Source organism: Aggregatibacter sp. HMT-949, assembly GCF_041734645.1.
In the GTDB taxonomy this organism is placed as follows: Bacteria; Pseudomonadota; Gammaproteobacteria; order Enterobacterales; family Pasteurellaceae; genus Rodentibacter.
In genome coordinates, this window is sequence record NZ_CP162010.1 from 1,659,948 (window position 1) to 1,686,787 (window position 26,840).

The window sequence follows — 26,840 nt, forward strand, 5'->3', positions numbered from 1 at the left end:
TTATTTTAGTGAAATAATCTTCGCTGTTTTTGACTTTTTTTAATCTGTGCAATAAACATCAGCGTCAACACCACCACATACACTGCAAAAATAAATACCAACCATTGCACCATACTAATACCAAACAACGACCATTGACTGTCGTTACAACTGCCCGTAGGACCGAAAATACTCGGAAGCCATTTGTGCAGCGGCATCATTTCCGGAAAGTCCGGAACAACTTCGCATTGCTTCCACGGCGCCGGATTCATTTGTAAATCAAGATGGCGAACACTAATAAGCAACCCTTTTACTGCGCTAAATAGCGCAAGCAGCAACGCGATTAAGCGCATAAAAAGAGCACTTGGCGCAAAAATACCGATAATGCCCGCAATAAATAAACCGGCTACGGCTAAACGTTCGTACACACAGAGCACACAAGGTTGCAAGCCCATGCCGTATTGGAAATAAAGCGCAGTTAATTCTAGCGCTAAACTTGAACATGCCAGTAAAAACCAAGCGGAACGTTTTTCTGAAAATTGTTTAAATAATGCGAGCATTTTTTCTCCTTAGATCGGCAAAATTAGGCCTAAATTCGCAAACCAAACGGTAGCCGACGGTAAAATAAATTCGATGGCAAATAAACCGACCAAAGATAATACAAGCGTGTAAGGTAAGGCCATATAAACCATTCTACCGTAAGAAAGGCGGATTAACGGTGCAAGGGAAGAAGTCAGCAAGAATAAGAACGCCGCTTGGCCGTTTGGAGTCGCCACGGACGGCAAATTTGTACCGGTATTGATGGCAACGGAAAGCAATTCGAATTGATGCGGTGCAATTACGCCGTTGGTTAATGCGTTTTTGGCTTCGTTAATGTAAACCGTCGCCACAAATACGTTATCGGAAATGGCTGATAACAAACCGTTAAATATATAGAACAACACGAGCTGTGCGCTTTCACTGGCGGATAAAACATAATGAATAATCGGCGCAAATAACTTTTGGTCGATAATAACCGCCACTACCGTAAAAAACACCACAAGTAATGCGGTGAACGGCAAGGATTCCTGGAAAGCTTTACCGATGGTGTGTTCGTCTGTTACGCCAGTGAATGCGGTGGCCAGAATAATAACACTTAAACCGATTAAGCCGACGGCAGCTAAGTGGAAGGCCAAGCCTAAAATCAACCAAACCGCAATTAACATTTGGATGCCTAATTTAAGCTTGTCTTGTTTGGACATTTTGGCGGAATTAGCGTGGTCTAAATCCGCCAGGATTTTCCAAACGTCTTCAGGTAATTCTTCGCCATAACCGAAAATTTTAAATTTTTCGGTTAAGTAACAAGTCAGCAAACCACAAATAAACACAGGAATCGTCACCGGTGCCATACGGAAAAAGAACTCGATAAAATTCCATTTGGCTTGCTCGGCGATAATTAAGTTTTGCGGTTCGCCAACCATCGTCATCACACCACCCAATGCGGTACCCACACCGGCATGCATCATTAAGCTGCGCAAGAAGGCCCGGAATTTTTCAAGGGTTTCATGGTTATTGCCGATTTTATTATCATCGGCAATATCTACCGCATCTTTTAATGTGTGACCGGACGCCACTTTGTGATACACGCCGTAAAAGCCCATCGCCACGCTGATAATAACTGCAACCACGGTTAATGCGTCAAGAAACGCCGATAAAAATGCCGCGCTGAAACAAAATGCCAAAGAAAGCGCAATTTTTGAACGAATTTTTACGAGCAATTTAGTGAACACGAAAAGTAGCAGTTGCTTCATAAAGAAAATTCCCGCCACCATAAACATTAAAAGCAGAATTACTTCAAAATTCGCCATAATTTCCGCTTTTACGTGCGTAGGGCTTGTCATATCAATAACAATGGCTTCAACTGCAAGTAAACCGCCCGGTTGTAACGGATAGCATTTTAATGCCATGGCAAGGGTGAAAATGAATTCGGCGACCAAAAGCCAACCGGCCAGAAAGGGACTCACAAAAAAGAAAAGAATAGGGTTAATAATCAGAAAAGACACGATCGCAAGTTTATACCAATCCGGGCTCGCGCCAAGAAAGTTTTTCATAAATGCTTGTGTGTAAGTCATAAGTTACTCCTGTTTTTTTATTGTGCTCTCATTGTAATATAGAGAGCTTTAAAGGATAATACCGAAGATAAAGATTTACTATATAAATCGCTCTTTTTTGATCTTGTTAGACCTTCTCGCTACGGTTTATTCGTTATTTTTTATTATGAATAATATGGAAAGTACCATTTTAAAAGCACAAAGTCCTGCCGCACTGGCCGAAGAATATATCGTTAAAAGTATTTGGGATAATGTGTTTCCGGCAGGTACTCATTTACCTTCCGAGCGTGATCTTGCCGATAAAATCGGAGTGACTCGAACCACCTTGCGTGAAGTATTACAGCGTTTAGCACGCGATGGTTGGTTGACGATTCAACACGGCAAACCGACAAAAATAAATAATATTTGGGATACCGCAAGCCCGAGTATTATTGAAACCTTAATTACGCTCGATCAAAATTCCGCACCGCTGATTATTGACAATATGTTGTCGTTACGCAGCAAAATGTCGGAATCCTATATTTATGAAGCAGTGAAAAATTCACCTCAGCAATCTGCAATGTTATTTCATGATTTAAATGAACTGAAAAATACGGCGAAAGATTACACCGAATTTGATTATCGTCTGTTTCGCCAATTTACCGTGGTCGCCAATAAACCCTTTTACCGCTTAATTTTCAATAGCCTGCAAGGCGTTTATCAACGTATCGGTTTATTATTTTTCAAAGAGCAAAAACACCGCGAATTAGCCAGACAATTCTATCTGGAAATGCAACAAATCTGTCAAACAGGCAACGCCAATGCGGTGGTGGAATGCATTCGTAAACATAATGCGCGTTCGGCAACCTATTGGCATTCGATTCTAGAACGTTTACCGCAAAATCTTTCCGATTAATTCCATCGCCCAAGATACGATTGCAATCAATATTGTTTTAAGTGGCCTGAAATTAAAATATCGTAAAGAATATCAACGATACGTCCTTAATTTTCTTATTAACCAATTTATGCACGCGCTTGAAATCAGAAATCTCATCAAAACTTATAGTGCCGGTATCCAGGCAGTAAAAGGCATTGATCTTACCGTTGAACAAGGGGATTTTTATGCTTTACTTGGCCACAACGGCGCCGGAAAATCGACCATTATCGGCATCGTCAGCTCATTGGTGAACAAAACCTCCGGTTCGGTGAAAGTGTTCGGCTATGATTTAGACACGCAAAAAGCCCGACTAAAACAACAAATCGGCTTAGTACCGCAAGAGTTTAACTTCAACCAATTTGAAAAAGTCATTGATGTGCTCACTCAACAAGCGGGTTTTTACGGCGTTCCGTTGAAAGAAGCCCTCCAGCGTGCAGAAATATGGTTACAAAAACTCGATTTGTGGAAAAAACGTACCCATCTTATCCGCGAGCTTTCCGGCGGAATGAAACGCCGAGTAATGATCGCCCGCGCATTAATGCATGACCCTAGGTTGTTGATTCTAGACGAACCGACCGCCGGCGTGGATATCGAATTACGCCGATCTTTGTGGAATTTTTTACGTGAACTTAACGCACAAGGCACTACGATCATTTTAACGACCCATTATCTTGAGGAAGCGGAAAATCTCTGCCGCAATATCGGCATTATTCGACAAGGGAAATTAATCGAAAACACCTCAATGAAAGCATTATTGGCAAAGCTGGAAACGGAAGTTTTTATGCTAGATTTGCAAAATATCGCACAAAATACCGAATTTCATATCGACAATTACCCGTACCAATGGCTGGATGAAAACACGCTTGAAGTGGAAGTCAAACGCTCGCAAGGACTCACCAACTTATTCTCGCAACTCACCGCACAAAATATAGAAGTGTTGAGTATGCGAAATAAATCCAATCGTCTGGAAGAACTTTTCCTTAGAATAGCAAATTAATATGAATTTAATCGGATTCCTCACGTTGGCAATGAAAGAATCCAAACGCGTGATTCGCATTTGGAAGCAAACTCTGGTGCCACCTGTGATCACTACTACACTTTACTTCTTGATTTTCGGGCAACTTATCGGTGCTCGTATCGGCGATATGCAGGGCGTAAGCTATATGCGGTTTATCGCGCCAGGATTAATGATGATGACGGCGATCAGCGCATCTTACGTCAACACCGTATCATCTTTTTTCTTGAGTAAATTCAATAAGACTTATGAGGAATTATTAGTATCGCCGCTTTCAAGCCATAACATCATTTGCGGCTATATCACCGGCAGCGTCTTACGGGGCGTATTGTCCGCCACTTTAGTGACATTGGTAACGCTATTTTTCATTACATTGAACGTTCATTCTTGGTGGATGATCTTTAGTACGTTGTTTCTCACCACAATGACTTTTTCGCTTGGCGGATTAATTAACGCAATTTTTGCAAAAAACTTCGATGATGTGGGGCTTATCCCGACTTTCGTACTCACTCCGCTCACTTATTTAGGCGGCGTGTTTTATTCGATTTCACTATTGCCGGATTTTTGGCAGTCGGTATCGAAATTTAACCCAATTGTTTATATGATTAGCGGCTTTCGTTACGGCTTTTTAGGTATCAGCGACGTGCCGATTTACTGTTCGTTTCTCGTCTTAGGTTCATTGGTGATCGGCTTATATTGGCTCGCTTACGTCTTAATCGAAAAAGGCGTCGGCTTACGCGCCTAAATAAAAACTATCAAAAATTAAGCGTAATCACCTGCACGATTACTCGTAATTATGTAGCAAATGCACAAAACAACCATTTGAATTAAGCATGAGTTTACATCAAACAACAGCACCGCATTGAAAGTGGCTCCAATGCGGTGCTATTTTGCAAGGGTAATTTTAGCATTGTGCAACTGCTACATAATTTCGCGATTACTTACGATGTCACTATTATTGGTCAAACCGGCCATCAAAATCCCTTGGATTTTGTTAGCTTACTTTTAAATGAAGATAAAACAGATTATGCGTATACCTCGAATTTATCACCCTGAATCACTTGAAAATCAAATCCAATGCCGACTTTCCGATGACGCTGCAAACCATGTTGGGCGTGTACTGCGTATGAGCGAAGGCGAACAAATTGAGCTTTTTGACGGCAGTAATCACATTTATCCGGCACGCATTACGGAAGCCGGCAAAAAAATTGTGAAAGCAGAAATTTTAGGGCGTGAATTCGTCGACAAAGAATCAAACTTGAAGATCCATTTAGGCCAAGTGATTTCGCGCGGTGATCGAATGGAATTTACCGTTCAGAAATCCGTCGAACTCGGCGTAAATGTGATTACACCGTTGTGGTCAGAACGTTGCGGTGTAAAATTAGAAACCGAACGCATGGATAAAAAAATTCAACAATGGCAAAAAATCGCTATCGCTGCTTGCGAACAATGCGGTCGCAATGCGGTGCCGAAAATACGTCCTATAATGAAATTGCAAGATTGGTGCGCAGAAAATGACGGCGCACTGAAGTTGAATTTACATCCTCGCGCCCAATATTCCATTAAGACCTTGCCGAAAATTCCGCCCGAAGGCGTACGTTTGTTAATCGGATCAGAAGGTGGCTTATCGCCACAAGAAATTGCACAAACAGAACGGCAGGGGTTTATCGAAATATTATTAGGAAAGCGTGTGTTACGCACGGAAACTGCCTCGCTGGCGGCAATCAGTGCATTACAAATTTATTTTGGAGACTTAGGCGAATGATGGATTTACAAGGACAATTTCTTATCGCAATGCCGCATTTAGACGATTATTTTCATCGCACTGTAGTTTTTATTTGCGAGCATAATGAGCAAGGTTCAATGGGCATCGTAATTAATCAACCGACGGATTTAAGCATTGCTGAACTGTATTCTAAACTTAATTTTATGATGAAAAACGATCGCACTTTTGATGATGCGATGGTGGTTGCCGGCGGTCCGATGCATATGGAACGCGGTTTTATCGTACATAAGAAAACCGCCAACGATTTTCAGCATAGTTACAAAATCACTGATGAACTTTCGCTGACTACTTCCGCCGATGTAGTAGATACGTTCGGTTCACTGCAGGCGCCAGAAAAATATTTAGTGGCGCTTGGCTGCTCGAGCTGGGGAGCGGGCCAGTTGGAACAAGAAATCATGGATAATACATGGTTAGTAGTACCGTCCGATGAAAGCATTTTGTTCGACGCGCCTTATGAAGAACGCTATCTCGCGGCAAGCCGGTTACTCGGCATTAATTCGCACAATTTTGCCTGTGCGCAAGTGGGACATAGCTGATGAGCACCGCATTGGCTTTCGATTTCGGCACAAAAAGTATCGGTTGTGCCGTCGGACAAAATATTACTTGCACAGCACAAGCCTTACCTGCATTTAAAGCACAGGACGGTATTCCAAATTGGAACGAAATTGAAAAATGTCTGAAAGAATGGAAACCAAAGATCGTCGTTGTGGGGTTACCGCTTAATATGGATGGCTCGGAACAAGAGCTCACCTTACGCGCTCGCAAATTTGGCAATCGTTTGAACGGGCGTTTCGGCATAAAAGTGGCGTTTCAAGATGAACGCTTGACCACTACTCAAGCCCGTAGCGAAATTTTTGAGCGCAGCGGTTTTCGCGCGTTAAAAAAAGGCAAAGTGGACAGCATTTCCGCGTGTTTGATTTTGGAGAGTTGGTTTGAGGAGAACGGTTTTGATTGAATTGAGTTAAGGCCGGAAGAAAAACTCAATCCGTTTTTTAAATCTTGGGTCGTTCTGAAATTTTGTTAAAACGACCCTTTCTACTAGCCAAAAAGAAAAGACCACTTGACTAAGCTGCCTTGCGATTGCCAAGGGTACCGTCATCAATTATTTCTTTCGCGACGCCAATCACTTCTGCGATTTTATCGCCCTCTTTAAAGAATACAAAACCGCCATTTTCCATTTTTGTCCAAGGTTCGTCTTTGGTGAGTGGAAAGGTGGTGATGATAGTGACTTTGTCGCCATCTTTAGCATAATCATTGAAATCGATCACGCCGTCGTCGTCAATGCGGTGAGCCTTACCGAAAGGGGCTTTGCGTACCAGATAGTGCAAATTAGTAGAACAGTGAGCAATCATCCATTCGCCGTTAGACAAAATGAAATTAAACGTACCATGAGCAGCAAGTTCTTTACTCACTTCTTGAATCGCTTGAAAAATTTGCATTTCCGTCGGTTTTTTCTTAAAACGGCTTTTTAAGAATTCCACCATATAACAAAATGCAGCCTCGGAATCTGTTGAACCGATCGGTTGACAAAAACTTTCCGACATATTCGGTAAATCTTTTAAGTTACCATTATGTGCAAATACCCAGTTTTCTCCCCAAATTTCACGGATAAACGGATGAGTATTTTCAATATTGACTGCGCCTTGTGTCGCTTTGCGAATATGAGCTATTACGTTGAGTGACTTAATTTTATATTGTTTTACACAATCGGCGATAGGTGAAAGTGAAGCAGGACGATTATCGCGAAAAATCCGCACGCCACGACCTTCAAAAAAAGCGATACCGAAACCGTCGGAATGACAATCCGTTAAACCGGCACGGCGACGAAAGCCTTCAAAAGAAAACACGATATCTGTCGGCGTATTACAATTCATACCGAGCAATTGGCACATAAAATCCTTCTAAACGTAGTTCGTTTTATACCCCTATAAGATGTGTTGATTTAACACCATTACAAGAAGGATTTCAAGAAAAGTACAATACATTTTTTAGATGAAAATATTACATAAAATGGCATATCGTTATTTAGTAAAGAGTCTTTTCATTATTAATCCTAAATAACGTCATTATTGGGTAAATTATAGATAGAAAAAAAGCCGCTAAATTTCTTTAGCGACTTTTTAGAATTTGGCTCCTCCTGCGGGACTCGAACCTGCGACATATGGATTAACAGTCCACCGTTCTACCGACTGAACTAAGGAGGAATTGGTGCCTCGAGGCGGAATCGAACCACCGACACGGGGATTTTCAATCCCCTGCTCTACCGACTGAGCTATCGAGGCGTTACCGGCTACTGCCGAACAACGGGGCGTATTAAACTATTTTTTGTCGATTCGGTCAATAACTAAATGCAAAAAAATGAAAAAAAACAACATATTTGAACAGTTAATCAACAATATGTTGATAAAAACGACAAAAATACTAAATGTAGTAAAATAGCCCGTATTTTAGGGTTAACAAAAAGCGGCGTAATGCCGCTGTTTCTTTTTACCGGGTTATAACCGACAATTTGATAGTATCGGTTTGTCATCGCCTTCAACTAATGTTGCCGTATCGCCTTTAGTTAATAGTTCATAAGTGTAATTACTGCTTAACGCCTTATAAATCGCGCCGGAAGCGGATTTCACTTGTTTTAACGGCACCATTTCATCCATTTGATTAATAATCGCGTAAGATTGCTTACCTGAATTGACATAAACCACTTCCAACGTTTTGTTATCGTCACAAGTATAAACATAACGCCCAATATCTCTGTTCAACTGCGCTGCTTGTACATTTACCGAAGCCAATAAAACCATACCGGCGACAGCTAAAAAAGTTTGCTTGATTTTCATAATACTCTCCTATGGTGAATCATCAATGCGAAGGGTTAGATAAGTTTGACAAAAAATAGTTCGCCAATGAAATAAAAACTATATTGAGGCGCACTATAACAGATATGCCGTTGAGCACCGCATTGAACACCCGTCAATGGCGAAAGTAGAAGAACCCACAAAGCAACAAGGCCGACCAAAATAAGCCGCTTAGCACCACAGCGAGTTTGAACGCGAAATGTTTGGTTTTGTGATGGAAACGTTGCATACCACAATAAACGCCAGCAAAACCGCCGGAAAGACAGAAAAGGAAAAAGGTATTTTCAGGAACACGCCAGCCATGGCGTACTGCGCGAATTTTGTCTTTTCGCATTAAAAAATAAGCGGTGATATTCACCGCCACTAACCATGTAATCAACACCAAGAAATAAATCATTGCGGGTAAACCGGCAAACGCTTACAAATCGCTAAGACTTTTTCTTTGGTTGCCGTAATCACTTGCGCCTCGTTTTCTTTGCCGATGGCGTCTAACACGTCGCACATCCAGCCGGCCAATTCACGACAATCTTGCTCGTTAAAGCCGCGACGGGTAACGGAAGGTGTACCAACTCGGATACCGGAAGTAATAAACGGTTTTTGCGGATCGTTCGGTACGGAGTTTTTGTTCACGGTAATATTCGCTTTGCCTAATGCGGCATCGGCGGCTTTACCGGTTAAACCGTGGCTGACTAAATCCACTAAGAACAGGTGATTTTCTGTGCCGTTGGATACCACTTTATAACCGCGTTGTTTAAATACGTCTACCATGGCTTTAGCATTTTTTAACACGTTTTGCTGATACACTTTGTATTCCGGCTCCAAGGCTTCTTTAAAGCACACCGCCTTCGCCGCAATAATATGTACCAACGGACCGCCCTGCCCGGCCGGGAAAACGGCGCTGTTAAGTTTTTTATAGATTTCTTCATCGCCGTAAGAAGAAAGAATCAAGCCGCCACGTGGTCCTCCCAAAGTTTTGTGGGTCGTCGTGGTTACCACGTGAGCATGTGGCAATGGGTTCGGATAAATCCCGGCAGCGATCAAACCTGCAACGTGCGCCATATCCACAAATAAATATGCGCCCACTTCATCGGCAATTTCACGCATTTTTTTCCAATCTACTACTTGAGAATATGCGGAGAACCCCCCGACAATCATTTTCGGTTTTATGTCGTGCGCTTGCTTGCGTAATGCATCGTAATCAATCAGACCTTCATCGGTAATGCCGTATTGTTCCGCGTGATAAATCTTACCGGAGAAACTCACGGACGCACCGTGGGTCAAATGGCCACCGTGCGCCAAACTCATGCCTAAAATGGTATCGCCTGGGTTGAGTAACGCCATATAAACCGCCGCATTGGCTTGCGAACCTGAGTGCGGTTGTACGTTCACATAGTCCGCGCCGAATAATTCTTTCGCACGATCAATGGCAAGCTGTTCAACAATATCTGCGTACTCACAACCGCCGTAATAACGTTTACCCGGATAACCTTCCGCATATTTGTTGGTGAATTGGGAACCTTGCGCTTCCATCACGCGCGGACTAGCATAGTTTTCAGAGGCGATTAATTCAATATGTTCTTCCTGACGACGATTTTCATTTTGAATGGCTTGCCATAACACGGGATCGTAATCGGCAATAGTCATATTTTTTGTAAACATTCTGTTCTCCTGTGGGTAATATAATTAAGGTCGTATAGTGTAATCATTTATTCGATGAACTTTAACTCATATTTTTTCATTGGATTAATGAAATAAACTCATATGTAAAGCTCGATTATTTTTTCTGCTCACGCGCCACCGCACGATAACCGATGTCTCGGCGATAAAAACGTCCGTTCCAATGAATTTGTTCGGCAAGTTTTAAGGCTTTTTGTTGCGCTCTAAATACGCTCTCGCCTAATGCGGTAACACATAACACACGCCCACCGTTGGTGAGCAATTTGCCGTCTTTGGCTGCCACGCCAGCTAAGAAAACTTTTTCACTTTCAACCGCACTTTGTGGAAGCCCTGTAATTTCGTCACCTTTGCGATAATCACCCGGATAGCCTTCTGCCGCCAACACAATACCTAAGGACGCGTTCGGATTCCATTGCGATTTCACTTCATCCAATTTGCCATCACAGGCTTTGAGGCAAAGTTCCACAAGATCGGACTCCAAACGCAACATAATTGGCTGGGTTTCCGGATCACCAAAACGGCAGTTAAATTCAATCACTTTCGGCTGACCATTCGGCATAATCATCAAGCCGGCATATAAGAAACCGGTGTACACATTGCCTTCTTGCGCCATGCCGTTCACGGTCGGGTAAATCACTTCGCGCATAATGCGATCGTGGATTTCAGGCGTAACGACCGGAGCAGGCGAATACGCTCCCATACCGCCGGTGTTCAAACCGGTATCCTTTTCGCCGACGCGTTTATGGTCTTGGCTGGTCGCCATCGGCTCCACGTTTTTGCCGTCCACCATCACAATGAAACTGGCTTCTTCGCCGTCTAAAAATTCTTCAATCACCACGCGACTGCCCGCTTCACCAAAGGCATTGCCGGAAAGCATATCGCGCACGGCATCTTCCGCTTCTTGCAACGTCATCGCCACAATCACGCCTTTGCCCGCTGCCAAACCATCCGCTTTCACCACAATCGGCGCGCCTTTCTCGCGTAAATAAGCCAATGCCGGCTCTACTTCGGTGAAGTTTTGATATTCCGCCGTTGGGATCTGATGACGCGCCAAGAAATCTTTGGTAAAGGCTTTGGAACCTTCTAACTGCGCAGCCGCTTGAGTCGGTCCAAAGATTTTCAGCCCAGCCGCACGGAAGGCATCCACCACGCCAATCACAAGCGGTGCTTCAGGCCCCACGATGGTTAAACCGATTTGATGTTCTTGAGCAAATTTCACCAAAGCAGGAATATCGGTGGCGGAGATATTGACGTTTTCCACGTTACTCTCCAATGCGGTTCCGGCATTACCCGGCGCAACAAAAACTTTCGTCGCAAGAGGAGATTGAGCTGCTTTCCAAGCAAGGGCGTGTTCACGACCGCCGTTTCCGATGATGAGGATGTTCATGGTGTGTCCTTGTGAGTTATGAATTCTATTTTTTAGCTTTTAATGACTTTCTTTTATTCATTTACATCGAATTTCGCTCGATGAGCGACCTACTTTTTACTGCGCTACGCTTGCACTTCGTGCCGTTGGCAAAGCCAACGTTCAAAATCCTTCGGATTTTGTCTTTGCTTGTGCAAAGCAAAAGTAGGCAAAAAGAAAGCACCCCCTGCTTTGCCTTGTTTCCTGAAAAATTGGGAATTTGCTTAACGGAAATTTTTGAACTCGCTACGCTCAAACATGCAAAAATTTCCTACAAATTCCCAATTTTTCAGGCGGCAAAGAAGGGAACCCGATTTATTCTTTCTACGATTTAAAGTACGGTTGATTCAGAAAGTTTTTATCTAACCAATTCCCCTCTTTAGCAAAGAGGGGTAAGGGGAGATTTGGCAGCAGTAAAACCAACCTCATAAATAATTTAAAGCGATTAAAACACGTCAAAAATTAACCGCTCTTTTCAAATTAACGGAAAGTTAAATCCAATTAATGACGGAAATGCCGCATTCCGGTCAACACCATCACCATCCCATGCTCATCCGCCGCATCAATCACTTCCTGATCACGCATAGAACCGCCCGGGTGGATGACACACTGAATCCCCACCTTCGCCGCGGCATCAATGCCATCGCGGAATGGGAAGAAGGCGTCGGATGCCATCACGCAACCTGCCACGTCTAAACCTTCATCTTGTGCTTTAATGCCGGCGATTTTGGCAGAATAAACACGGCTCATTTGACCGGCGCCGATACCGATGGTTTGGCTGTTTTTCGCGTAAACAATGGCATTGGATTTCACAAATTTCGCCACTTTCCAACAGAATAATAAATCTTTCAGTTCTTGTTCGGTCGGTTGACGTTTGCTGACCACTTTTAAATCGTCTAAGCCAACCATGCCTAAATCCGCGTCTTGCACTAATAATCCGCCGTTTACGCGTTTGAAATCCAAACGTTCGGTGCGTCCGTGCCATTCGCCGCATTCAAGTAAGCGCACGTTTTTCTTGCGTTTTACCACTTCTACCGCAGCCGCAGAAACTTTCGGCGCAATAATCACTTCTACAAATTGGCGTTCTACGATTTCGTTTGCGGTGGCTTCATCTAATTCACGGTTGAACGCGATAATGCCGCCGAATGCGGAAGTCGGATCCGTTTGATAAGCGCGGTTGTAGGCTTCCAGAATATCTTTGCCTAACGCCACGCCGCATGGATTGGCGTGTTTGACTATCACGCACGCCGGCTCGTCAAATTCTTTCACGCATTCTAGCGCCGCATCGGTATCGGCAATGTTGTTATAGGAAAGGGCTTTGCCTTGAAGTTGGGTTGCGGTTGCCACGCTGGCTTCTTTCACGTTTAAATCCACATAGAACGCGGCATTTTGGTGGGAATTTTCGCCGTAACGCATGGTTTGTTTACGCACGAAGTTCAAGTTTAAAGTGCGTGGGAATTGACCGCACTTGGCATCCACATCTTCTTCCGCCGCGACATGATAAGGTTTCACTAATTGACCGAAATAGTTCGCGATCATGGAATCGTATTGTGCCGTATGTTCAAAAGCTTTAATCGCTAAATCAAAACGGGTTTCCAAAGTAAGACTATTTTGATGTTGATCCATTTCCGCAAGAATTGTATTGAAATCATTGTTATTGACCACGATCGCCACATCTTTATGGTTTTTCGCTGCAGAACGCACCATAGTTGGGCCGCCGATATCGATATTTTCTACCGCATCTTCAAGGGTGCAATTCGGTTTTGCTACCGTGGCAGCAAACGGATATAAATTCACCACCACCATATCAATGCCTTCAATGCGGTGCTGTTTCATGACTTCATCGTCCGTGCCGCGGCGACCTAAAATGCCGCCATGCACTTTCGGATGTAAAGTTTTCACGCGACCGTCCATCATTTCCGGGAAACCGGTGTAATCAGACACTTCGGTGACCGGCAAGCCATTTTGTTCTAACAATTTTGCGGTGCCGCCGGTGGAAAGTAATTTCACGCCACGCGTTACTAAACCTTGAGCAAATTCCACAATACCGGTTTTGTCTGAAACGCTTAATAAAGCCTGACGAATAGGACGATCTGTCATTGTATTTTTCCTTTATTAATTGGTAAAAAAATAGGCGCGCATTATAACGCAAACGGTTGCGTAAATATAGGGACTGAAAAAGGACTTTTACGGTTTATGATCTACGGTTTATGAATAACTGGGTTAAAAACCCAATTTTTCAATCCAATTTAAAAATGTCGGCGCATCCATAAAACCTGTTACGCGGCTATTTGCGAGCTCATTGCCGGCTTTATCAAGAAATAAAATCGTCGGCAAACCCAGTACTTGATAACGTTCCATAATGGCTTTATTTTCTTCACCGTTTCGAGTCATATCCACTTGAAGCAATAACAGATTATTAAAGGCTTGTTGCACTTTTTCATGGCGAAACGTGTATTTTTCAAACTCTTTACAGGCGACGCACCAATCGGCATAAAGATCCAACATCGCCAGTTTGTGTGGATTATTCGCCAAGGCTTGCTCCAGTTCTTGCAGGCTTTCAATGCGGTGGAATTTCACAGGCTCAACTTCGCCATTGGAAGTCGTGTAGAGCACCGCATTGGAGCCTTGCCAGACAAGGGTTTGCAGAGGTTGCGCAGCAATCACGGCGCAAACCAAAGACAAAACTTTCAGCGCATAAGCGAAACCCTTTTTCGGCATTTGCAGCGCAAACCAAACAAAGAACGTCGTCGCCAATAATGCCCACAAACGCGGTTCCCAGCCTTCCGGCAAAATGCGCGAAAGTAAAAATACCGGCAAGGCGAGCATTACAAAACCGAAAGTACTTTTCACCGTGTTCATCCATTCGCCGGATTGCGGCAAAATTTTGTTACCGAACAGCGTAATCAGCATCAACGGCACGCCCATGCCAAGCGCCAATAAATACAAGGTGACGGCGCCGGTAAATAAATCACCGCTTTGCGCTACATACAGCAACGCACCGGAAAGCGGCGCCGATGTACAAGGCGACGCAACCAAGCCCGCAATCATGCCCATGAAGAATGCGCCGCCGAATGCGCCGGAGGTTTGTTTTTGGCTTAAAGCGTTCAGCTTGGTTTGTAGAGAACTCGGTAATTGCAACGTAAACACGCCGAACATAGAAAGTGAGAGGAAAACGAACATGACCGATAGCGCGATCATTACGTAAGGATGTTGCAAGGCGATTTGAAACGGCAGCCCTATGGCGGCGACCGCCAAACCGAGCAACGTATAAGTGAGCGCCATACCTTGCACGTAAAGGAAACTCAAGGAAAAGGCACGCGCCATATTCGGGCGATTTTGCCGGCCGATCACAATTGCCGACAACAACGGCAACATCGGTAATACGCAAGGCGTGAAAGCTAAGCCTAAACCAAGCAGGAAAAAGCCTAACACTGCGTATTTATGCCGAAACAAACCGGCAGCAAGTTGATCTTGCGGCGCCGACAACGGCTGTTCGGCAATTGAACGTGCGCCCGTTTTTTCAAAAGTCTGCGCTGACGTAATTAAATCGCCCACACGTAAAGATTTTATTTCCGGCGGATAACAAAACCCATCGGTGCAGCCTTGGTAACGGATTTCAATGCGGTCCTCCGGAGCAAGGGCGTTTGCAGCGGAGAAAGTCGCATCTAGCGGTTTGGTGAATACGTTCACTGCGCCGAAATAAGGATCCTGATGAATTTCCGGCGGTTGCGCAAACGTCACCGCAAGTGTCTGTTCTACAGTAGCTACGCTAATTTTATCTTGATACAAATAATAGCCGTCCACCGTATTCCAGTGGACATGTAACTGATGTTTATCGGGGGAAAGTTGGATGGAAAGTGGAAAAGCGTCTTCTACTTTTAAAAAGGTTGTTTGAGATTTATCCAATAAGCCCGCTTGTGTCGCGAATGCAGTAAAAAACAGGCTAAAAATAAGGAAAAATTTTTTCATAAAAAAGGGGTCATGAGGTTGGCGTGGCGAGATTTTAACATAAAGAAATTTGAAACCCTAAAAATATGATTTAGATCATAAAAATAGAAGGATCACAAAAAATAGCCTCTGTTTTTTATTGTTACAACAATGTTACAAAGCTAAAATACGCCTCACTAAAAATAAGTAAAAGGATTGAAAATGGCAGCACCGCAAATTCTTATTGTTGAAGATGAAGCCGTGACCCGCAATACATTGAAAGGGATTTTCGAAGCGGAAGGTTACGTCGTGCTTGAAGCCGAAGAAGGGGAACAAATGCACCGAGTATTAAAAAATAATTCGGTTGATTTGGTAGTAATGGACATTAATTTGCCCGGTAAAAACGGTTTATTATTGGCGCGCGAATTACGCGAATACGCCAATTTGCCGCTAATTTTTTTAACCGGTCGCGATAACGAAGTGGATAAAATTTTAGGTTTAGAAATCGGTGCTGATGATTATCTCACCAAACCTTTTAACCCACGCGAACTTACCATCCGCGCGCGAAATTTGTTGCACCGCGTGATGGTGCAACACGAAAAAGAAAACCGAAACGGACGAGAATTTTATCGTTTTAACGGTTGGACATTGAATTTAAACAGCCATAATTTAATCAATCCGGAAGGCGAAGAATTTAAATTGCCACGCAGCGAATTTCGTGCCATGTTACATTTCTGTGAAAACCCGGGCAAATTGCAAACCCGCGAAGAATTGTTGATGAAAATGACTGGGCGCGAGTTAAAACCGCAAGATCGTACGGTGGACGTCACGATTCGTCGCATCCGCAAACATTTTGAAGATCACCCCGGCACGCCTGAAATTATCGCCACGGTGCACGGCGAAGGTTATCGTTTCTGTGGCGAAATCGAATAAAGAGCAAGATAACGCAAAGAAAGGCTGAAGATTCAGCCTTTTTCTTTCCCCCTCTTTTTGCCATCACCGCACAGATTCGGTAGAATCTGCGGAAATTTTTTCACCGGATCAAATTATGACAAAGAAAAAACTAAAACCGGGTTCAAACACCATTGCACTGAATAAACGCGCACGCCACGATTATTTTATTGAAGACGAAATCGAAGCCGGACTTGAATTGCAAGGCTGGGAAGTCAAATCCATGCGCGCCGGCAAAGCAAATATCAGCGACAGCTACATTATTTTCAAAAATGGAGAGGTTTATTTGTTCGGCGCGACCATTCAGCCGTTAAGTTTGGCTTCAACCCATGTAGTATGCGATCCAACGCGGACGCGTAAACTTTTGTTAAAGCAACGCGAACTTGAATCGCTGTTCGGCAAATCCAGCCGCGATGGGTTCACCATCGTCGCGCTTTCCCTTTATTGGAAAGGCGCATGGGCAAAAATTAAAATCGGTTTAGCAAAAGGGAAGAAACAACACGACAAACGCGATGATATTAAAGACCGTGAATGGAAAGTCGCAAAAGAGCGAATTATGAAAAATGCGCGTCGCGGCTAAAGGGACGTTTTTAAAAAGGGAAGCATTTTTAAAACGTCGCATAACGCCCGAACCTTGGGCAAGATGCCTCATCTTGAGGTTATTAAGAAGTCTATCGAAGCAAAACCCAACCTTAATTATTGATCTCTAAAAATAGCACCGTATTGAAACCTCTTCCAATGCGGTGCTATTTTTTGACTCCAACTTAAACCGTTCGGTCAGAACTCAAGGCTTATAAATAAACTCAACGCCTTCGTCATCTTCTTCCGTCCAATCATCGTCCCAATCTTCGTCATCCACTTGATGTTCGGCAAGTTGTTCTTGGTGATAATCTTCCCATTTGAATTTCACTTCTTCCGGTGCGCTTTCCGGCACCTCGGCTTCGCGTGGGTGAGCAATAATGAAGTCCATAATATCGCGACATAACACCGGCACGTTTTTACCGGTGGCGGCGGAAATGAGGTAATAATCACCGTCCCAGCCAAGACGCTCGACGATGTCTTCGGCGCGTTCACGCGCTTCTTCATCGCTCATGGTGTCGATTTTATTGAACACCAACCAAGTCGGTTTTTCGGCGAGTTTTTCGCTGTATCGGAACAATTCCGCTTCAATAATCGCCATGTTATCCGCCGGATCGGAACCGTCAATCGGGTTAATATCCACCAGATGAATTAACACGCGACAACGTTCCAAGTGTTTCAAGAAACGAATGCCTAAGCCCGCGCCGTCCGCCGCGCCTTCAATTAAGCCCGGAATATCCGCCACCACGAAACTGTTCGCGTCGTCCACTTTCACCACGCCGAGGCTCGGCACCAAGGTGGTGAACGGATAATCCGCCACTTTCGGTTTGGCGGCGGAAACGGCACGAATAAATGTCGATTTTCCCGCATTTGGTAAACCAAGCATACCTACATCTGCGAGCAACATTAATTCTAAACGCAAATCGCGTTTTTCACCCGGCGTCCCCATGGTTTTTTGACGTGGCGCGCGATTTACAGAAGATTTGAAACGGGTGTTGCCTAAACCGTGATAACCGCCTTTTGCCACCAACATTTTTTGTCCGTGTTTGGTGAGATCGCCCAAAGTTTCTTTGGTGTCGTTGTCAATGGCGCGCGTGCCCACCGGCACCGGTAAAATAATGTCTTTACCGCGACGGCCGGTACAATCCGAACTACGACCGTTTTCACCGCGTTCGGCAGCAAAGCGTTTGTTAAAGCGGTAGTCGATTAACGTGTTAAGATTTTCGTCTGCCACTAAATACACGTCACCACCGTCGCCACCATCGCCGCCGTCCGGCCCGCCTTTCGGGATAAATTTTTCACGACGAAAACTCACGCAACCGTTGCCGCCGTCGCCCGCTTCCACGCGGATGAGGGATTCATCAATAAATTTCATATTTTTCCTGTTCTGTTCAGTTATTTTTAAGTCGACGTATTCTAGCAGAATCTCGCGATAAGTTCGCGGGATAAAACGGGGGGAAAAGAAAAACCGACCGGGGATAAAGTACGGTCGGTTTTAAACTAGGATTTCTTTGGAATGAGTTTGTGCCCGATGGCGGATAAAATCGCGCCGCATACGACAATAAACGCGCCGATATAGCTCAGGATATTGAGTTCCGGCGCGGGGAAATCCGTCGGATCAATGTAATGGGCGAGGTGAGCAAATAAAATGGTAAATAGCGGAACCAGAGTGATGACTACGCTGACTTTGGATACTTCCCAGCGATTTAAGGCTTCGGCATAAGCACCGTAGCCGAACAAAGTGTTTAAACAACAGTAAATAAAACAGCCGAAGGCAAATGGCGTTAATTCCCGGACTTGTGAAAATTCGGCAAAGGGCGTGAAAACCATGGCGCAGCCGAAATACATCATGAATAAAATTTGTTGCGCGCTGAATTTTCTGAGCATGAGTTTTTGCGCCATGCCGTAGGCGACCCACACAAGTGCGGCACTGATGCTGATAAACACACCGGTGGAATAAGTGTTGAGTCCGCTGAAAATTTCCAATCGATCGTTAAAAAATAAGCCTAAACCGATGAGTAGCAAAACCAAGCCGATTTTTTGGTGTAAACCCAGCTTTTCTTTAAACACGAGTACGCCGCAGATGAGCATACCGAAGGAGGATAAATGGATAAAAATTTGCGCTACGGAAGGTTCGATGTAATTTAACGAGCTGTTAAATAAGAAAAAATTTCCCGCTAATCCCATTACGCCGATAATTGCCAACCCGGCAAAATAGCCAAGTTTGGAGAAATCGGGTAAGGCTTTTTTATAAGCGAGTAATAACAAGAGGGCGCAAGTTGCTACAACAAAGCGATACCAAACAATGGTTTGTGCGTTCATTACCGCGACGACCTGTTTTAAGGCAACCGGCAGGGAGCCCCACGCCATGGCGGTAATCAATGCAAAAAGGAAACCTAACAGGGGTTGTTGTTTCATTATTTCATCTATGAAAAATGCCCCGCATGAAAGCAGGGCATTTTATTCTGTTTTAGTAAAATTATTCGGTAACGATACTCACGTATTTACGGCTTTTTTCGCCTTTTACTTCAAATTTTACTTTACCATCGGCTGTCGCGAATAAGGTGTGGTCACGTCCCATACCAACGTTGTTGCCTGCGTGGAATTTGGTACCACGTTGGCGAACGATGATGCTACCTGCTAATACGGATTCACCACCGAAACGTTTAACACCAAGACGTTTAGCTTCAGAATCACGACCGTTACGAGTTGAACCACCAGCTTTTTTAGTTGCCATCTACTTGATCTCCTCTGAAATTATGCTTGAATCCCAGTGATTTTCACTTCTGTGAACCACTGACGATGACCTTGTTGTTTACGGCTGTGTTTGCGACGACGGAATTTAACGATTTTAACTTTATCGCCACGACCTTGTGCCACTACTTCAGCCACTACTTTTGCGCCGGCAACAACCGGTGCACCGATTTTAACATCTTCACCATTAACGACCATCAACACTGAATCAAACTCAACTGTTGCGCCAGTTGCAAGTTCAAGTTTTTCTAAACGAACCACTTGACCTTCGCTTACTCGGTGTTGTTTACCGCCACTTTGGAAAACTGCGTACATAAATACTCCGCTATAATTGTGCTCTAATGTTGTTTCATTTCGCACATAAAATTCATACAAATAGGGCGCAAATTCTACGGAAAATTTTAGGGGATAGCAAGAATTTATTTGCGGGAAAATAAAAAAATTCGCAAATTCGGCAGTTTGATTTCAGAAAGCCTGAAAAATCAGGTAAAATCCACCGCACTTTACTTTTTTCGTTTCACCAAGGCCTGATTTTATTGGTTTTAATCAGTCGAATTAACAAAATGAATACAACAAACTTAATGGATATGCAGACAATCCAGGCGTTAAGCCACGCGGATATGCAAAAAGTCAATGAATCAATTTTAGCCCAGCTGAATTCTGATGTGGCATTAATTAATCAGCTGGGTTTTTATATTGTACAAGGCGGCGGCAAGCGTATTCGTCCGCTAATTGCCGTATTGGCGGCAAGAGCGTTGGGGTTTGCAGGACAACAAGCCATTACCTGTGCGACTTTTGTAGAATTTATTCACACCGCTTCTTTATTACATGATGATGTAGTCGATGAATCCGATATGCGTCGCGGGCGTGCCACGGCAAATGCGGAATTTGGTAATGCAGCAAGCGTATTAGTCGGCGACTTTATTTATACGCGCGCCTTTCAGTTGGTCGCACAGTTAGAATCGCTGAAAATTTTGCGCATTATGGCGGATGCCACCAACGTACTGGCGGAAGGTGAAGTGCAGCAATTAATGAACGTCAATGATCCGCAAACCAGCGAAGAAAATTACATGCGGGTGATTTACAGCAAAACCGCCCGTTTATTTGAAGTTGCCGGACAAGCGGCGGCGATTATTGCCGGCGCGACAGAAGCCCAAGAGAAAGCACTGCAAGATTACGGTCGTTATCTCGGCACCGCATTCCAACTGGTGGATGATGTGTTGGACTACAGTGCCAACGCCAAAGCACTCGGGAAAAATGTCGGTGACGATTTAGCCGAAGGTAAACCAACACTTCCTTTATTGCACGCCATGCACCATGGCAACCCGCAACAAGCGACATTGATTCGCGAAGCCATCGAACAAGGCGGAAAACGTGAAGCTATCGATGAAGTGTTAGCCATTATGGCGGAGCACAAATCCTTAGATTACGCCATGGATCGCGCCAAACAGGAAGCGCAAAAAGCCGTGGATGCGATTCGGGTTTTGCCGGAAAGCGAGTATAAAAACGCGTTGATTTCTTTAGCCTATTTATCGGTAGATAGAAGTTATTAAGATGACAGAACAACAATCTCAAAGTGCGGTCGGTTTTCAGCATAAAACACGTAAACAAAAACCGCGTAAAGATCCCAATGCGCCGTTTATTCGTGAAAAACTGGAATTGCCGGATGGGCATAATAAACTGCTTTTACATTCTTGCTGTGCCCCTTGCTCGGGCGAAGTGATGGAAGCGATTTTGGCATCCGGTATTGAATTCACTATTTATTTTTATAATCCGAATATCCATCCGCTTAAAGAATATTTAATCCGCAAAGAAGAAAATATTCGCTTTGCGCAAAAATTCGGTATTCCGTTTATCGATGCAGACTATGATCGCCAAGAATGGTTTGATCGTGCCAAAGGTATGGAATGGGAGCCGGAGCGCGGCATTCGTTGCACCATGTGTTTCGATATGCGTTTTGAAAAAGCCGCCGAATACGCCCATGAGCATGGTTTTCCGGTGTTCACCAGTTGCCTTGGCATTTCCCGTTGGAAAGACATGGCGCAAATTAACGGTTGCGGTCATCGTGCAGCGGAAAAATATGATGACGTGATTTATTGGGACTACAACTGGCGCAAAGAAGGCGGTTCGCAACGCATGATTGAAATCAGCAAACGCGAACGTTTTTATCAGCAGGAATATTGCGGCTGTGTGTATTCCCTACGCGACAGTAATAAATGGCGTGAACAAACAGGCCGCCAAAAAATCGAAATCGGTAAATTGTATTATTCGCCGGATTAAAAAACCCCACAAAAACGGATCTTACTTTACCCAAATACCGATGACGTTTTATCGGTATTTTTTATTAAACATAGACTTAAGGAAACAAAATGGAAGAAAATCAATTAGAAAAATTACCTAAAATCGTGATCGGTATATTGAAGGTCGTATTGAGCACCGCATTGATTGCCCTTGCCGTCGTGCTCGTCATTGCTTTAGCCAAAATCACCTATTCTCTCGCCTTAATGGTAATAAATCCCTCCTCAGTTGTGCCTTATGCCGTAGCGGAAGAAGCTGTAATGTTTTTTCTGTACTTCGGTTTTATCGGGCTTATCGTGCAATATTTTAAAAGCGGCTATCACTTTCCGCTGCGCTATTTCATCTATGCAGGGATTACCGCCATGTTGCGCTTAATCATTGTTAACCATGAAAGCGCGAGCGAAACGATCCTGTTTGCCGGCGCGATTTTGATTATGGTGATTGCGCTCTGTTTAATTTTGTATTCAGATAAGTTAAGAAATATTTAACGACCAAAAAGTAATATGCGGTGAAACGTCCCCTAAAAATAGGGAATAGTCGCATTTAGCGCGGTTTCACCACATCTTTTCATTTTTAATACATTTACTTACCATCCTCCACATCGCCCAACAATGCCGCATATTTCACCGTGTGTGAACCGGATTCCAGGGCGATTTTAAGCACCATAGTAAGCGGTACAGAAAGCAGCATCCCCACAGTACCAAGCAACCATCCCCAGAAAAGTAGAGATAAGAAGACGACTAAAGTGGAAAGCCCGAGGCGTTGACCCATCATTTTCGGTTCGAGAATATTGCCGATCACCAGATTAACCGCGATTACGCCGACCGCTACGCTGAAACCGATGCCGAAACCGTTGAGCAATAACGCCTGTACGATAATCGGAATGGCGGCAATGACGGAGCCAATGTTTGGGATGTAATTCAGTAAGAAACTTAAGGTCGCCCATAAAATCGCGTATTGCACACCGCAAGTTTCAAGCAAAATAAAAATGCTGATGCCGGTAAGCAAACTGGTAATACTTTTAATGCCAAGATAACCAATCACACCTTGCAACACGCGGTCAATATGGCGTTCTTTGGTCGCCGCATCATTTGGATTAGAACTCATTACGCAGGCAAATTTGCGTTTCATGGTCGGCGCTTCGGCAAGCATAAAAACCACCACTAAAATAAGCACAAAAGTATTACTCACCACACCGGAGAAATTCAGTAATAAACTTCTGACAAAATTCATAATCACGCTCGGATCAAAATTATCTTGAATGGTTTCGCGCGAAAGCTGAATCGGGACATTGAACCGTTGAATCATAGCCATCACATCATTAATGCGTTCCGATAGCAGAGTTTTATATTGCGGAATAGATTGGCTAAACTCGCGTACGCTACTATTAATCAAGCCAACCAAAAAGAAGAAAATCAACGAAATCAACACAAACAGCAGTAACATGGCCAACCAATGCGGTACCCGTCGTGCTGTCATTGATTTAATTATTGGTGAACAAATGATTGCGATAAACAGTGCCAGTAAAAACGGTACGACAATTTCTGCCGCCAGTTTAATACCGGCAAGAATAATGATCACCGCTGCAATGTTAAGCAGAGCGCGGTGCAAATTGAGATGATTTCCCACTAAACGGCTTCCTCGTTTTCTTCACCGGTGCGAATGCGAATTACGCGCTCTACATCATAGACAAAAATTTTGCCGTCACCGATTTTGCCGGTTTGACAAGTTTCTATTATGGTTTCGAGGCATTGTTCCAGCAATTCGTCCGGCACCACGATTTCCATTTTAACTTTCGGTAAAAAATCCACCATATATTCCGCCCCACGATACAGTTCCGTATGGCCTTTTTGACGTCCGAAACCACGCACTTCGGTTACCGTCATACCGCTGATGCCAATATCGGAAAGATTTTCGCGTACATCATCCAATTTAAAAGGGCGAATCATTGCTTCGATTTTTTTCATTTTTTACTTCTCCGACGTTTCACGGCGAGCCGATTTCGGGCGGAAACTTTCGATAATGTCCGCACGAGTGTCAATATACAAGCCATTAATCAGTTGCAGGCAATAGGGCACCGCACTGAAAATGCCTTTTACCAATACTTTACCATGCTCATCTTTCACGCCTTCCAGCGTCTCCTTAATGGCTTTCGGCTGTCCCGGTAGATTTAGAATTAAGCTATTTTTACGAATCACCCCCACTTGGCGCGATAAAATCGCCGTCGGTACGAAATGCAAACTTACTTGGCGCATTTGCTCGCCGAAGCCCGGCATTTCGCGATCGGCAACAGCAAGCGTCGCATCAGGCGTCACATCGCGTTTTGCCGGCCCGGTTCCGCCCGTGGTAAGAACAAGATGGCAATCCTGTACATCCACTAATTCTTTCAATGTTTGTTCGATAATCGGTTGTTCGTCGGGAATTAAACGGGTTTCCAGTTCAAAAGGCTCAGCCAGCGCTTGTTCTAGCCAAGCCTGTAATTCCGGGATACCTTGATCTTGATACACACCGCTTGATGCGCGATCTGACACGGAAACAAGTCCGATTTTTAAACGTTTGGTCATATTTTTCCTTATTTTTATACAAATAAACTACAATTTTCCCCTTCGCCTTTACGCTGCGGGGTTATCCTTTTCAGCACGATAACGGAGTCTTAAATCAGCACCGCATTGATTCTCGTCTTGGCACCATAAACGGTGCGAAGAAAAATAAATGAGACGCTAAAATTTTATGCCCCGTTAAAATCAATTAAAACGGAAAAAGTTGCGGAATGAGAAACACGCTCACAAGCATTACAATTAGGGTAAACGGCACGCCGATTTTTAAGAAATCGCTAAATTTGTAACCACCGGGGCCGACCACCATGGTGTTCACCGGCGAGGAAACCGGAGTCATAAAGGCGGCAGAGGCGGCGATAGCCACCACCATGGCAAACGGAATCGGCGAAACCTGCAATTGCTGCGCTAAGGAAATGGCAATCGGCGCCACCAAAATCGCCGTGGCCGTGTTGGAAATAAATAAACCCACCACGGCGCAGAAAATAAACAGCATCATTAACACCAAGTACAGTCCCCAGTCGCCCACCAATTGCAACATCGCTTGCACGGCCAATTGAATCCCGCCGGTTTTCTGCAACGCAATGGCAAAAGGCATCATGCCAATAATTAAAATCAAGCTCGGCCAATGAATTGAATCGTAAGCACTTTTCGCGTCAACGCAGCGGAAATAGCCCAATAGCAAGCAACCGATCAACGCGGCAATCACATTTGGCACCGCATTGGAAACCATTAACAGCACCATAATGAATACCGAAAATAAGGCCTGTGGCGCTTGACTTCGCGCGGGCACTACGCGCTCCATTTCTTTCGGATAACTCAACACTACAAAATCTTTGGTGCGACTGCGCATCTGTTGAATAAATTTCCAATCGCCCACCACTAAAATGAGATCGCCCAATTTATAAGGCGTACCGCTGAAACTGTCAGAAATCAACTCGCCGTCGCGCTTAATGCCCACCACATTTAAGCCGTAACGGGAACGAAATTCCACTTCCTGCGTAGTTTTACCAATAATGCCGGAACCCGGCACCAAAGTAAGTTCGGCCATGCCGATAGATTTGGCGTGCTCATTAAAAGATTGTGATTTAATTTCCGCCGGTTCTAAATTATGGCTTTGACAAAACTCGCTTAAATCAAAGGCTTGTTGACCGATGTCGATCATCAAAATGTCTTTTTCGTGAATTTCCGAGGTACCAAGCGGCATCGTGTAAACCGGGCGGAAATGCTTCCAACGTTCAATCGCTAACACGTTTAATCCGTAACTGGAGCGCAAATGCAGTTCATTGAGATTTTTGCCGATAAACGGCGAACCGGTACGTACCACAAAGCGTTTAGTACGATCGCGCAAACCGTATTCATCAATCAATTCCGCCATGGAACGCTGATTATTATCTTGATTTTCTGCCGCACCATTGGCACCGAGCCAGCGTCGAATCAGCAGCATATAACCGATACCGAGCGACAAAATTACCAACCCGATCGGGGTAAAATCGAAAAAACGTAAACGCGTACCGGTATCTTTGATTAGCTCCGCATTCACCACTAAGTTCGGTGCAGTGGCAATTAAAGTCATCATCCCACTGATTAACCCCGCGACAGAAAGCGGCATCATTAGGCGTTTTGGCGAAAGGTTCATTTGGCGACAAATCATTAATACCACCGGAATAAAAATCGCCACCACGCCGGTAGAACTCATAAATGCCCCTAAACCTGCAACCGCTAACATTAATAAAATCAAAACCTTGGTTTCGCTATTGCCGGAAAGTTTCAAAATACCTTCGCTGACTTGGTAAGCCACGCCGGTGCGTACCAAGCCTTCGCCCACGATAAACAATAAGGCGATCAAAATAATATTCGGATCGCTAAATCCGGCGAAAATTTCGTTAATGGTTAAAATGCCGCTTAAATAAAACGCCAACATTACAAGTAACGCGACAGCATCCATCCGCACTTTGTTACGAACAAAAAGTAAAACCGCAACGGCGAGTAAAATCAGCGTCCAAAACAAAGGACTGATCCAAAGCGCGTTCGTGAAAATGGTCTGCATAAC

Annotated in this window: 29 protein-coding genes and 2 tRNA genes; 12 read left to right on the forward strand and 19 right to left on the reverse strand. The window is 44.2% G+C overall.

Annotated elements, in window-relative coordinates; genetic code table 11:
• Positions 1-5: 5 nt before the first annotated feature.
• Together dsbB and nhaB are read right to left on the reverse strand one after the other, a co-directional pair.
• On the reverse strand, positions 6-539 hold the full coding sequence (gene dsbB / locus AB3F25_RS07790; protein ID WP_373603281.1) for a disulfide bond formation protein DsbB: 534 nt from the start codon (positions 537-539) through the stop codon (positions 6-8).
• Positions 540-548: 9 nt separating this feature from the next.
• A complete protein-coding gene (gene nhaB / locus AB3F25_RS07795) occupies positions 549-2,090 on the reverse strand; it encodes a Na(+)/H(+) antiporter NhaB (RefSeq protein WP_373603282.1) in 1,542 nt (513 codons plus the stop codon).
• A gap of 154 nt (positions 2,091-2,244) precedes the next feature.
• Between nhaB and fadR the strand changes: the two genes are divergently transcribed.
• From fadR to ruvX, 6 genes are all read left to right on the forward strand, one after another.
• Positions 2,245-2,964, forward strand: a complete 720-nt coding sequence (gene fadR / locus AB3F25_RS07800) for a fatty acid metabolism transcriptional regulator FadR (protein ID WP_373604350.1) — start codon at positions 2,245-2,247, stop codon at positions 2,962-2,964.
• A gap of 109 nt (positions 2,965-3,073) precedes the next feature.
• Complete coding sequence (locus AB3F25_RS07805; RefSeq protein WP_373603283.1) at positions 3,074-3,982, forward strand: ABC transporter ATP-binding protein; 909 nt, start codon at positions 3,074-3,076, stop codon at positions 3,980-3,982.
• A 1-nt stretch (position 3,983) separates the two neighbouring features.
• On the forward strand, positions 3,984-4,745 hold the full coding sequence (locus AB3F25_RS07810) for an ABC transporter permease (RefSeq protein ID WP_373603284.1): 762 nt from the start codon (positions 3,984-3,986) through the stop codon (positions 4,743-4,745).
• 282 nt (positions 4,746-5,027) lie between these two features.
• On the forward strand, positions 5,028-5,765 hold the full coding sequence (gene rsmE, locus AB3F25_RS07815; protein ID WP_373603285.1) for a 16S rRNA (uracil(1498)-N(3))-methyltransferase: 738 nt from the start codon (positions 5,028-5,030) through the stop codon (positions 5,763-5,765).
• Positions 5,762-6,322 (forward strand): YqgE/AlgH family protein, encoded by a 561-nt coding sequence (locus AB3F25_RS07820; RefSeq protein ID WP_373603286.1) that lies wholly within the window; start codon positions 5,762-5,764, stop codon positions 6,320-6,322. The genes rsmE and AB3F25_RS07820 overlap by 4 nt, the downstream gene beginning before the upstream one ends.
• Complete coding sequence (ruvX, locus tag AB3F25_RS07825) at positions 6,322-6,741, forward strand: Holliday junction resolvase RuvX (protein WP_373603287.1); 420 nt, start codon at positions 6,322-6,324, stop codon at positions 6,739-6,741. Before AB3F25_RS07820 ends, ruvX begins: the two co-directional genes overlap by 1 nt.
• Positions 6,742-6,850: 109 nt before the next feature.
• Here ruvX and AB3F25_RS07830 read toward each other — a convergent pair whose 3' ends face one another.
• From AB3F25_RS07830 to purD, 7 genes are all read right to left on the reverse strand, one after another.
• On the reverse strand, positions 6,851-7,678 hold the full coding sequence (locus tag AB3F25_RS07830) for a class II glutamine amidotransferase (RefSeq protein WP_373603288.1): 828 nt from the start codon (positions 7,676-7,678) through the stop codon (positions 6,851-6,853).
• Between the two features lie 236 nt (positions 7,679-7,914).
• A tRNA-Asn gene (locus AB3F25_RS07835) sits at positions 7,915-7,990 on the reverse strand.
• A gap of 2 nt (positions 7,991-7,992) precedes the next feature.
• Positions 7,993-8,068 (reverse strand) — tRNA-Phe (locus tag AB3F25_RS07840).
• Positions 8,069-8,281: 213 nt separating this feature from the next.
• Entirely contained in the window at positions 8,282-8,620 is a 339-nt protein-coding gene (locus tag AB3F25_RS07845) for a c-type lysozyme inhibitor (RefSeq protein ID WP_373603289.1), read from the reverse strand.
• A gap of 133 nt (positions 8,621-8,753) precedes the next feature.
• Entirely contained in the window at positions 8,754-9,035 is a 282-nt protein-coding gene (locus AB3F25_RS07850) for a DUF1294 domain-containing protein (RefSeq protein WP_373603290.1), read from the reverse strand.
• Positions 9,032-10,297 (reverse strand): serine hydroxymethyltransferase, encoded by a 1,266-nt coding sequence (glyA, locus tag AB3F25_RS07855; RefSeq protein ID WP_373603291.1) that lies wholly within the window; start codon positions 10,295-10,297, stop codon positions 9,032-9,034. The genes AB3F25_RS07850 and glyA overlap by 4 nt, the downstream gene beginning before the upstream one ends.
• Positions 10,298-10,412: 115 nt before the next feature.
• Positions 10,413-11,702 (reverse strand): phosphoribosylamine--glycine ligase, encoded by a 1,290-nt coding sequence (purD, locus tag AB3F25_RS07860; protein ID WP_373603292.1) that lies wholly within the window; start codon positions 11,700-11,702, stop codon positions 10,413-10,415.
• A gap of 11 nt (positions 11,703-11,713) precedes the next feature.
• Between purD and AB3F25_RS07865 the strand changes: the two genes are divergently transcribed.
• Positions 11,714-12,055 carry a hypothetical protein gene (locus tag AB3F25_RS07865; protein ID WP_373603293.1) on the forward strand — a complete coding sequence of 114 codons (342 nt, stop codon included), beginning with the start codon at positions 11,714-11,716 and terminating at the stop codon, positions 12,053-12,055.
• Positions 12,056-12,221: 166 nt separating this feature from the next.
• Here the strand turns inward: AB3F25_RS07865 and purH are convergent, their stop codons facing one another.
• Entirely contained in the window at positions 12,222-13,820 is a 1,599-nt protein-coding gene (purH, locus tag AB3F25_RS07870; protein WP_373603294.1) for a bifunctional phosphoribosylaminoimidazolecarboxamide formyltransferase/IMP cyclohydrolase, read from the reverse strand.
• Positions 13,821-13,943: 123 nt separating this feature from the next.
• Positions 13,944-15,692, reverse strand: a complete 1,749-nt coding sequence (locus AB3F25_RS07875) for a protein-disulfide reductase DsbD (protein WP_373603295.1) — start codon at positions 15,690-15,692, stop codon at positions 13,944-13,946.
• A gap of 180 nt (positions 15,693-15,872) precedes the next feature.
• Here AB3F25_RS07875 and arcA point away from each other — a divergent pair, with 180 nt between their 5' ends.
• Positions 15,873-16,583, forward strand: coding sequence for a two-component system response regulator ArcA (arcA, locus tag AB3F25_RS07880; RefSeq protein ID WP_373603296.1), 711 nt, complete (start codon positions 15,873-15,875; stop codon positions 16,581-16,583).
• 115 nt (positions 16,584-16,698) lie between these two features.
• Positions 16,699-17,181, forward strand: a complete 483-nt coding sequence (gene smpB / locus AB3F25_RS07885; RefSeq protein WP_373603297.1) for an SsrA-binding protein SmpB — start codon at positions 16,699-16,701, stop codon at positions 17,179-17,181.
• A gap of 204 nt (positions 17,182-17,385) precedes the next feature.
• Here smpB and cgtA read toward each other — a convergent pair whose 3' ends face one another.
• The 4 genes from cgtA to rplU form a co-directional block, all read right to left on the reverse strand.
• Positions 17,386-18,555, reverse strand: a complete 1,170-nt coding sequence (cgtA, locus tag AB3F25_RS07890; RefSeq protein WP_373603298.1) for an Obg family GTPase CgtA — start codon at positions 18,553-18,555, stop codon at positions 17,386-17,388.
• Positions 18,556-18,680: 125 nt separating this feature from the next.
• The gene (locus AB3F25_RS07895) at positions 18,681-19,598 is read right to left on the reverse strand and encodes a DMT family transporter (protein WP_373603299.1); all 918 of its coding nucleotides are present in this window, start codon (positions 19,596-19,598) and stop codon (positions 18,681-18,683) included.
• Positions 19,599-19,659: 61 nt separating this feature from the next.
• A complete protein-coding gene (rpmA, locus tag AB3F25_RS07900; protein ID WP_005539872.1) occupies positions 19,660-19,917 on the reverse strand; it encodes a 50S ribosomal protein L27 in 258 nt (85 codons plus the stop codon).
• Positions 19,918-19,937: 20 nt separating this feature from the next.
• Positions 19,938-20,249 carry a 50S ribosomal protein L21 gene (gene rplU / locus AB3F25_RS07905; RefSeq protein WP_005695431.1) on the reverse strand — a complete coding sequence of 104 codons (312 nt, stop codon included), beginning with the start codon at positions 20,247-20,249 and terminating at the stop codon, positions 19,938-19,940.
• Between the two features lie 266 nt (positions 20,250-20,515).
• On the opposite strand from rplU, the gene ispB reads away from it, so the two are divergent.
• The 3 genes from ispB to psiE all read left to right on the forward strand — a co-directional run bounded on the left by ispB (position 20,516) and on the right by psiE (position 22,720).
• Positions 20,516-21,487 carry an octaprenyl diphosphate synthase gene (gene ispB / locus AB3F25_RS07910; RefSeq protein WP_373604351.1) on the forward strand — a complete coding sequence of 324 codons (972 nt, stop codon included), beginning with the start codon at positions 20,516-20,518 and terminating at the stop codon, positions 21,485-21,487.
• A 1-nt stretch (position 21,488) separates the two neighbouring features.
• Positions 21,489-22,214, forward strand: a complete 726-nt coding sequence (locus AB3F25_RS07915) for an epoxyqueuosine reductase QueH (protein ID WP_373603300.1) — start codon at positions 21,489-21,491, stop codon at positions 22,212-22,214.
• Between the two features lie 89 nt (positions 22,215-22,303).
• The gene (gene psiE / locus AB3F25_RS07920) at positions 22,304-22,720 is read left to right on the forward strand and encodes a phosphate-starvation-inducible protein PsiE (RefSeq protein WP_373603301.1); all 417 of its coding nucleotides are present in this window, start codon (positions 22,304-22,306) and stop codon (positions 22,718-22,720) included.
• Between the two features lie 94 nt (positions 22,721-22,814).
• On the opposite strand, the gene AB3F25_RS07925 is transcribed toward psiE, so the two are convergent.
• From AB3F25_RS07925 to AB3F25_RS07940, 4 genes are all read right to left on the reverse strand, one after another.
• On the reverse strand, positions 22,815-23,861 hold the full coding sequence (locus AB3F25_RS07925; protein WP_373603302.1) for an AI-2E family transporter: 1,047 nt from the start codon (positions 23,859-23,861) through the stop codon (positions 22,815-22,817).
• On the reverse strand, positions 23,861-24,199 hold the full coding sequence (gene glnB / locus AB3F25_RS07930; protein WP_373603303.1) for a nitrogen regulatory protein P-II: 339 nt from the start codon (positions 24,197-24,199) through the stop codon (positions 23,861-23,863). Before glnB ends, AB3F25_RS07925 begins: the two co-directional genes overlap by 1 nt.
• 3 nt (positions 24,200-24,202) lie before the next feature.
• Positions 24,203-24,796, reverse strand: a complete 594-nt coding sequence (gene mog, locus AB3F25_RS07935) for a molybdopterin adenylyltransferase (RefSeq protein WP_373603304.1) — start codon at positions 24,794-24,796, stop codon at positions 24,203-24,205.
• Between the two features lie 184 nt (positions 24,797-24,980).
• Entirely contained in the window at positions 24,981-26,837 is a 1,857-nt protein-coding gene (locus AB3F25_RS07940; RefSeq protein WP_373603305.1) for an SLC13 family permease, read from the reverse strand.
• Between the last annotated feature and the right edge of the window lie 3 nt (positions 26,838-26,840).

Bases quoted from the DNA above. Each gene is read 5' to 3' on its own strand.
- dsbB (WP_373603281.1), bottom strand. From the start codon at position 539: ATGCTCGCATTATTTAAACAATTTTCAGAAAAACGTTCCGCTTGGTTT.
- nhaB (WP_373603282.1), bottom strand. From the start codon at position 2,090: ATGACTTACACACAAGCATTTATGAAAAACTTTCTTGGCGCGAGCCCG.
- fadR (WP_373604350.1), top strand. From the start codon at position 2,245: ATGGAAAGTACCATTTTAAAAGCACAAAGTCCTGCCGCACTGGCCGAA.
- AB3F25_RS07805 (WP_373603283.1), top strand. From the start codon at position 3,074: ATGCACGCGCTTGAAATCAGAAATCTCATCAAAACTTATAGTGCCGGT.
- AB3F25_RS07810 (WP_373603284.1), top strand. From the start codon at position 3,984: ATGAATTTAATCGGATTCCTCACGTTGGCAATGAAAGAATCCAAACGC.
- rsmE (WP_373603285.1), top strand. From the start codon at position 5,028: ATGCGTATACCTCGAATTTATCACCCTGAATCACTTGAAAATCAAATC.
- AB3F25_RS07820 (WP_373603286.1), top strand. From the start codon at position 5,762: ATGATGGATTTACAAGGACAATTTCTTATCGCAATGCCGCATTTAGAC.
- ruvX (WP_373603287.1), top strand. From the start codon at position 6,322: ATGAGCACCGCATTGGCTTTCGATTTCGGCACAAAAAGTATCGGTTGT.
- AB3F25_RS07830 (WP_373603288.1), bottom strand. From the start codon at position 7,678: ATGTGCCAATTGCTCGGTATGAATTGTAATACGCCGACAGATATCGTG.
- AB3F25_RS07845 (WP_373603289.1), bottom strand. From the start codon at position 8,620: ATGAAAATCAAGCAAACTTTTTTAGCTGTCGCCGGTATGGTTTTATTG.
- AB3F25_RS07850 (WP_373603290.1), bottom strand. From the start codon at position 9,035: ATGATTTATTTCTTGGTGTTGATTACATGGTTAGTGGCGGTGAATATC.
- glyA (WP_373603291.1), bottom strand. From the start codon at position 10,297: ATGTTTACAAAAAATATGACTATTGCCGATTACGATCCCGTGTTATGG.
- purD (WP_373603292.1), bottom strand. From the start codon at position 11,702: ATGAACATCCTCATCATCGGAAACGGCGGTCGTGAACACGCCCTTGCT.
- purH (WP_373603294.1), bottom strand. From the start codon at position 13,820: ATGACAGATCGTCCTATTCGTCAGGCTTTATTAAGCGTTTCAGACAAA.
- AB3F25_RS07875 (WP_373603295.1), bottom strand. From the start codon at position 15,692: ATGAAAAAATTTTTCCTTATTTTTAGCCTGTTTTTTACTGCATTCGCG.
- arcA (WP_373603296.1), top strand. From the start codon at position 15,873: ATGGCAGCACCGCAAATTCTTATTGTTGAAGATGAAGCCGTGACCCGC.
- smpB (WP_373603297.1), top strand. From the start codon at position 16,699: ATGACAAAGAAAAAACTAAAACCGGGTTCAAACACCATTGCACTGAAT.
- cgtA (WP_373603298.1), bottom strand. From the start codon at position 18,555: ATGAAATTTATTGATGAATCCCTCATCCGCGTGGAAGCGGGCGACGGC.
- AB3F25_RS07895 (WP_373603299.1), bottom strand. From the start codon at position 19,598: ATGAAACAACAACCCCTGTTAGGTTTCCTTTTTGCATTGATTACCGCC.
- rpmA (WP_005539872.1), bottom strand. From the start codon at position 19,917: ATGGCAACTAAAAAAGCTGGTGGTTCAACTCGTAACGGTCGTGATTCT.
- rplU (WP_005695431.1), bottom strand. From the start codon at position 20,249: ATGTACGCAGTTTTCCAAAGTGGCGGTAAACAACACCGAGTAAGCGAA.
- ispB (WP_373604351.1), top strand. From the start codon at position 20,516: ATGGATATGCAGACAATCCAGGCGTTAAGCCACGCGGATATGCAAAAA.
- AB3F25_RS07915 (WP_373603300.1), top strand. From the start codon at position 21,489: ATGACAGAACAACAATCTCAAAGTGCGGTCGGTTTTCAGCATAAAACA.
- psiE (WP_373603301.1), top strand. From the start codon at position 22,304: ATGGAAGAAAATCAATTAGAAAAATTACCTAAAATCGTGATCGGTATA.
- glnB (WP_373603303.1), bottom strand. From the start codon at position 24,199: ATGAAAAAAATCGAAGCAATGATTCGCCCTTTTAAATTGGATGATGTA.
- mog (WP_373603304.1), bottom strand. From the start codon at position 24,796: ATGACCAAACGTTTAAAAATCGGACTTGTTTCCGTGTCAGATCGCGCA.
- AB3F25_RS07940 (WP_373603305.1), bottom strand. From the start codon at position 26,837: ATGCAGACCATTTTCACGAACGCGCTTTGGATCAGTCCTTTGTTTTGG.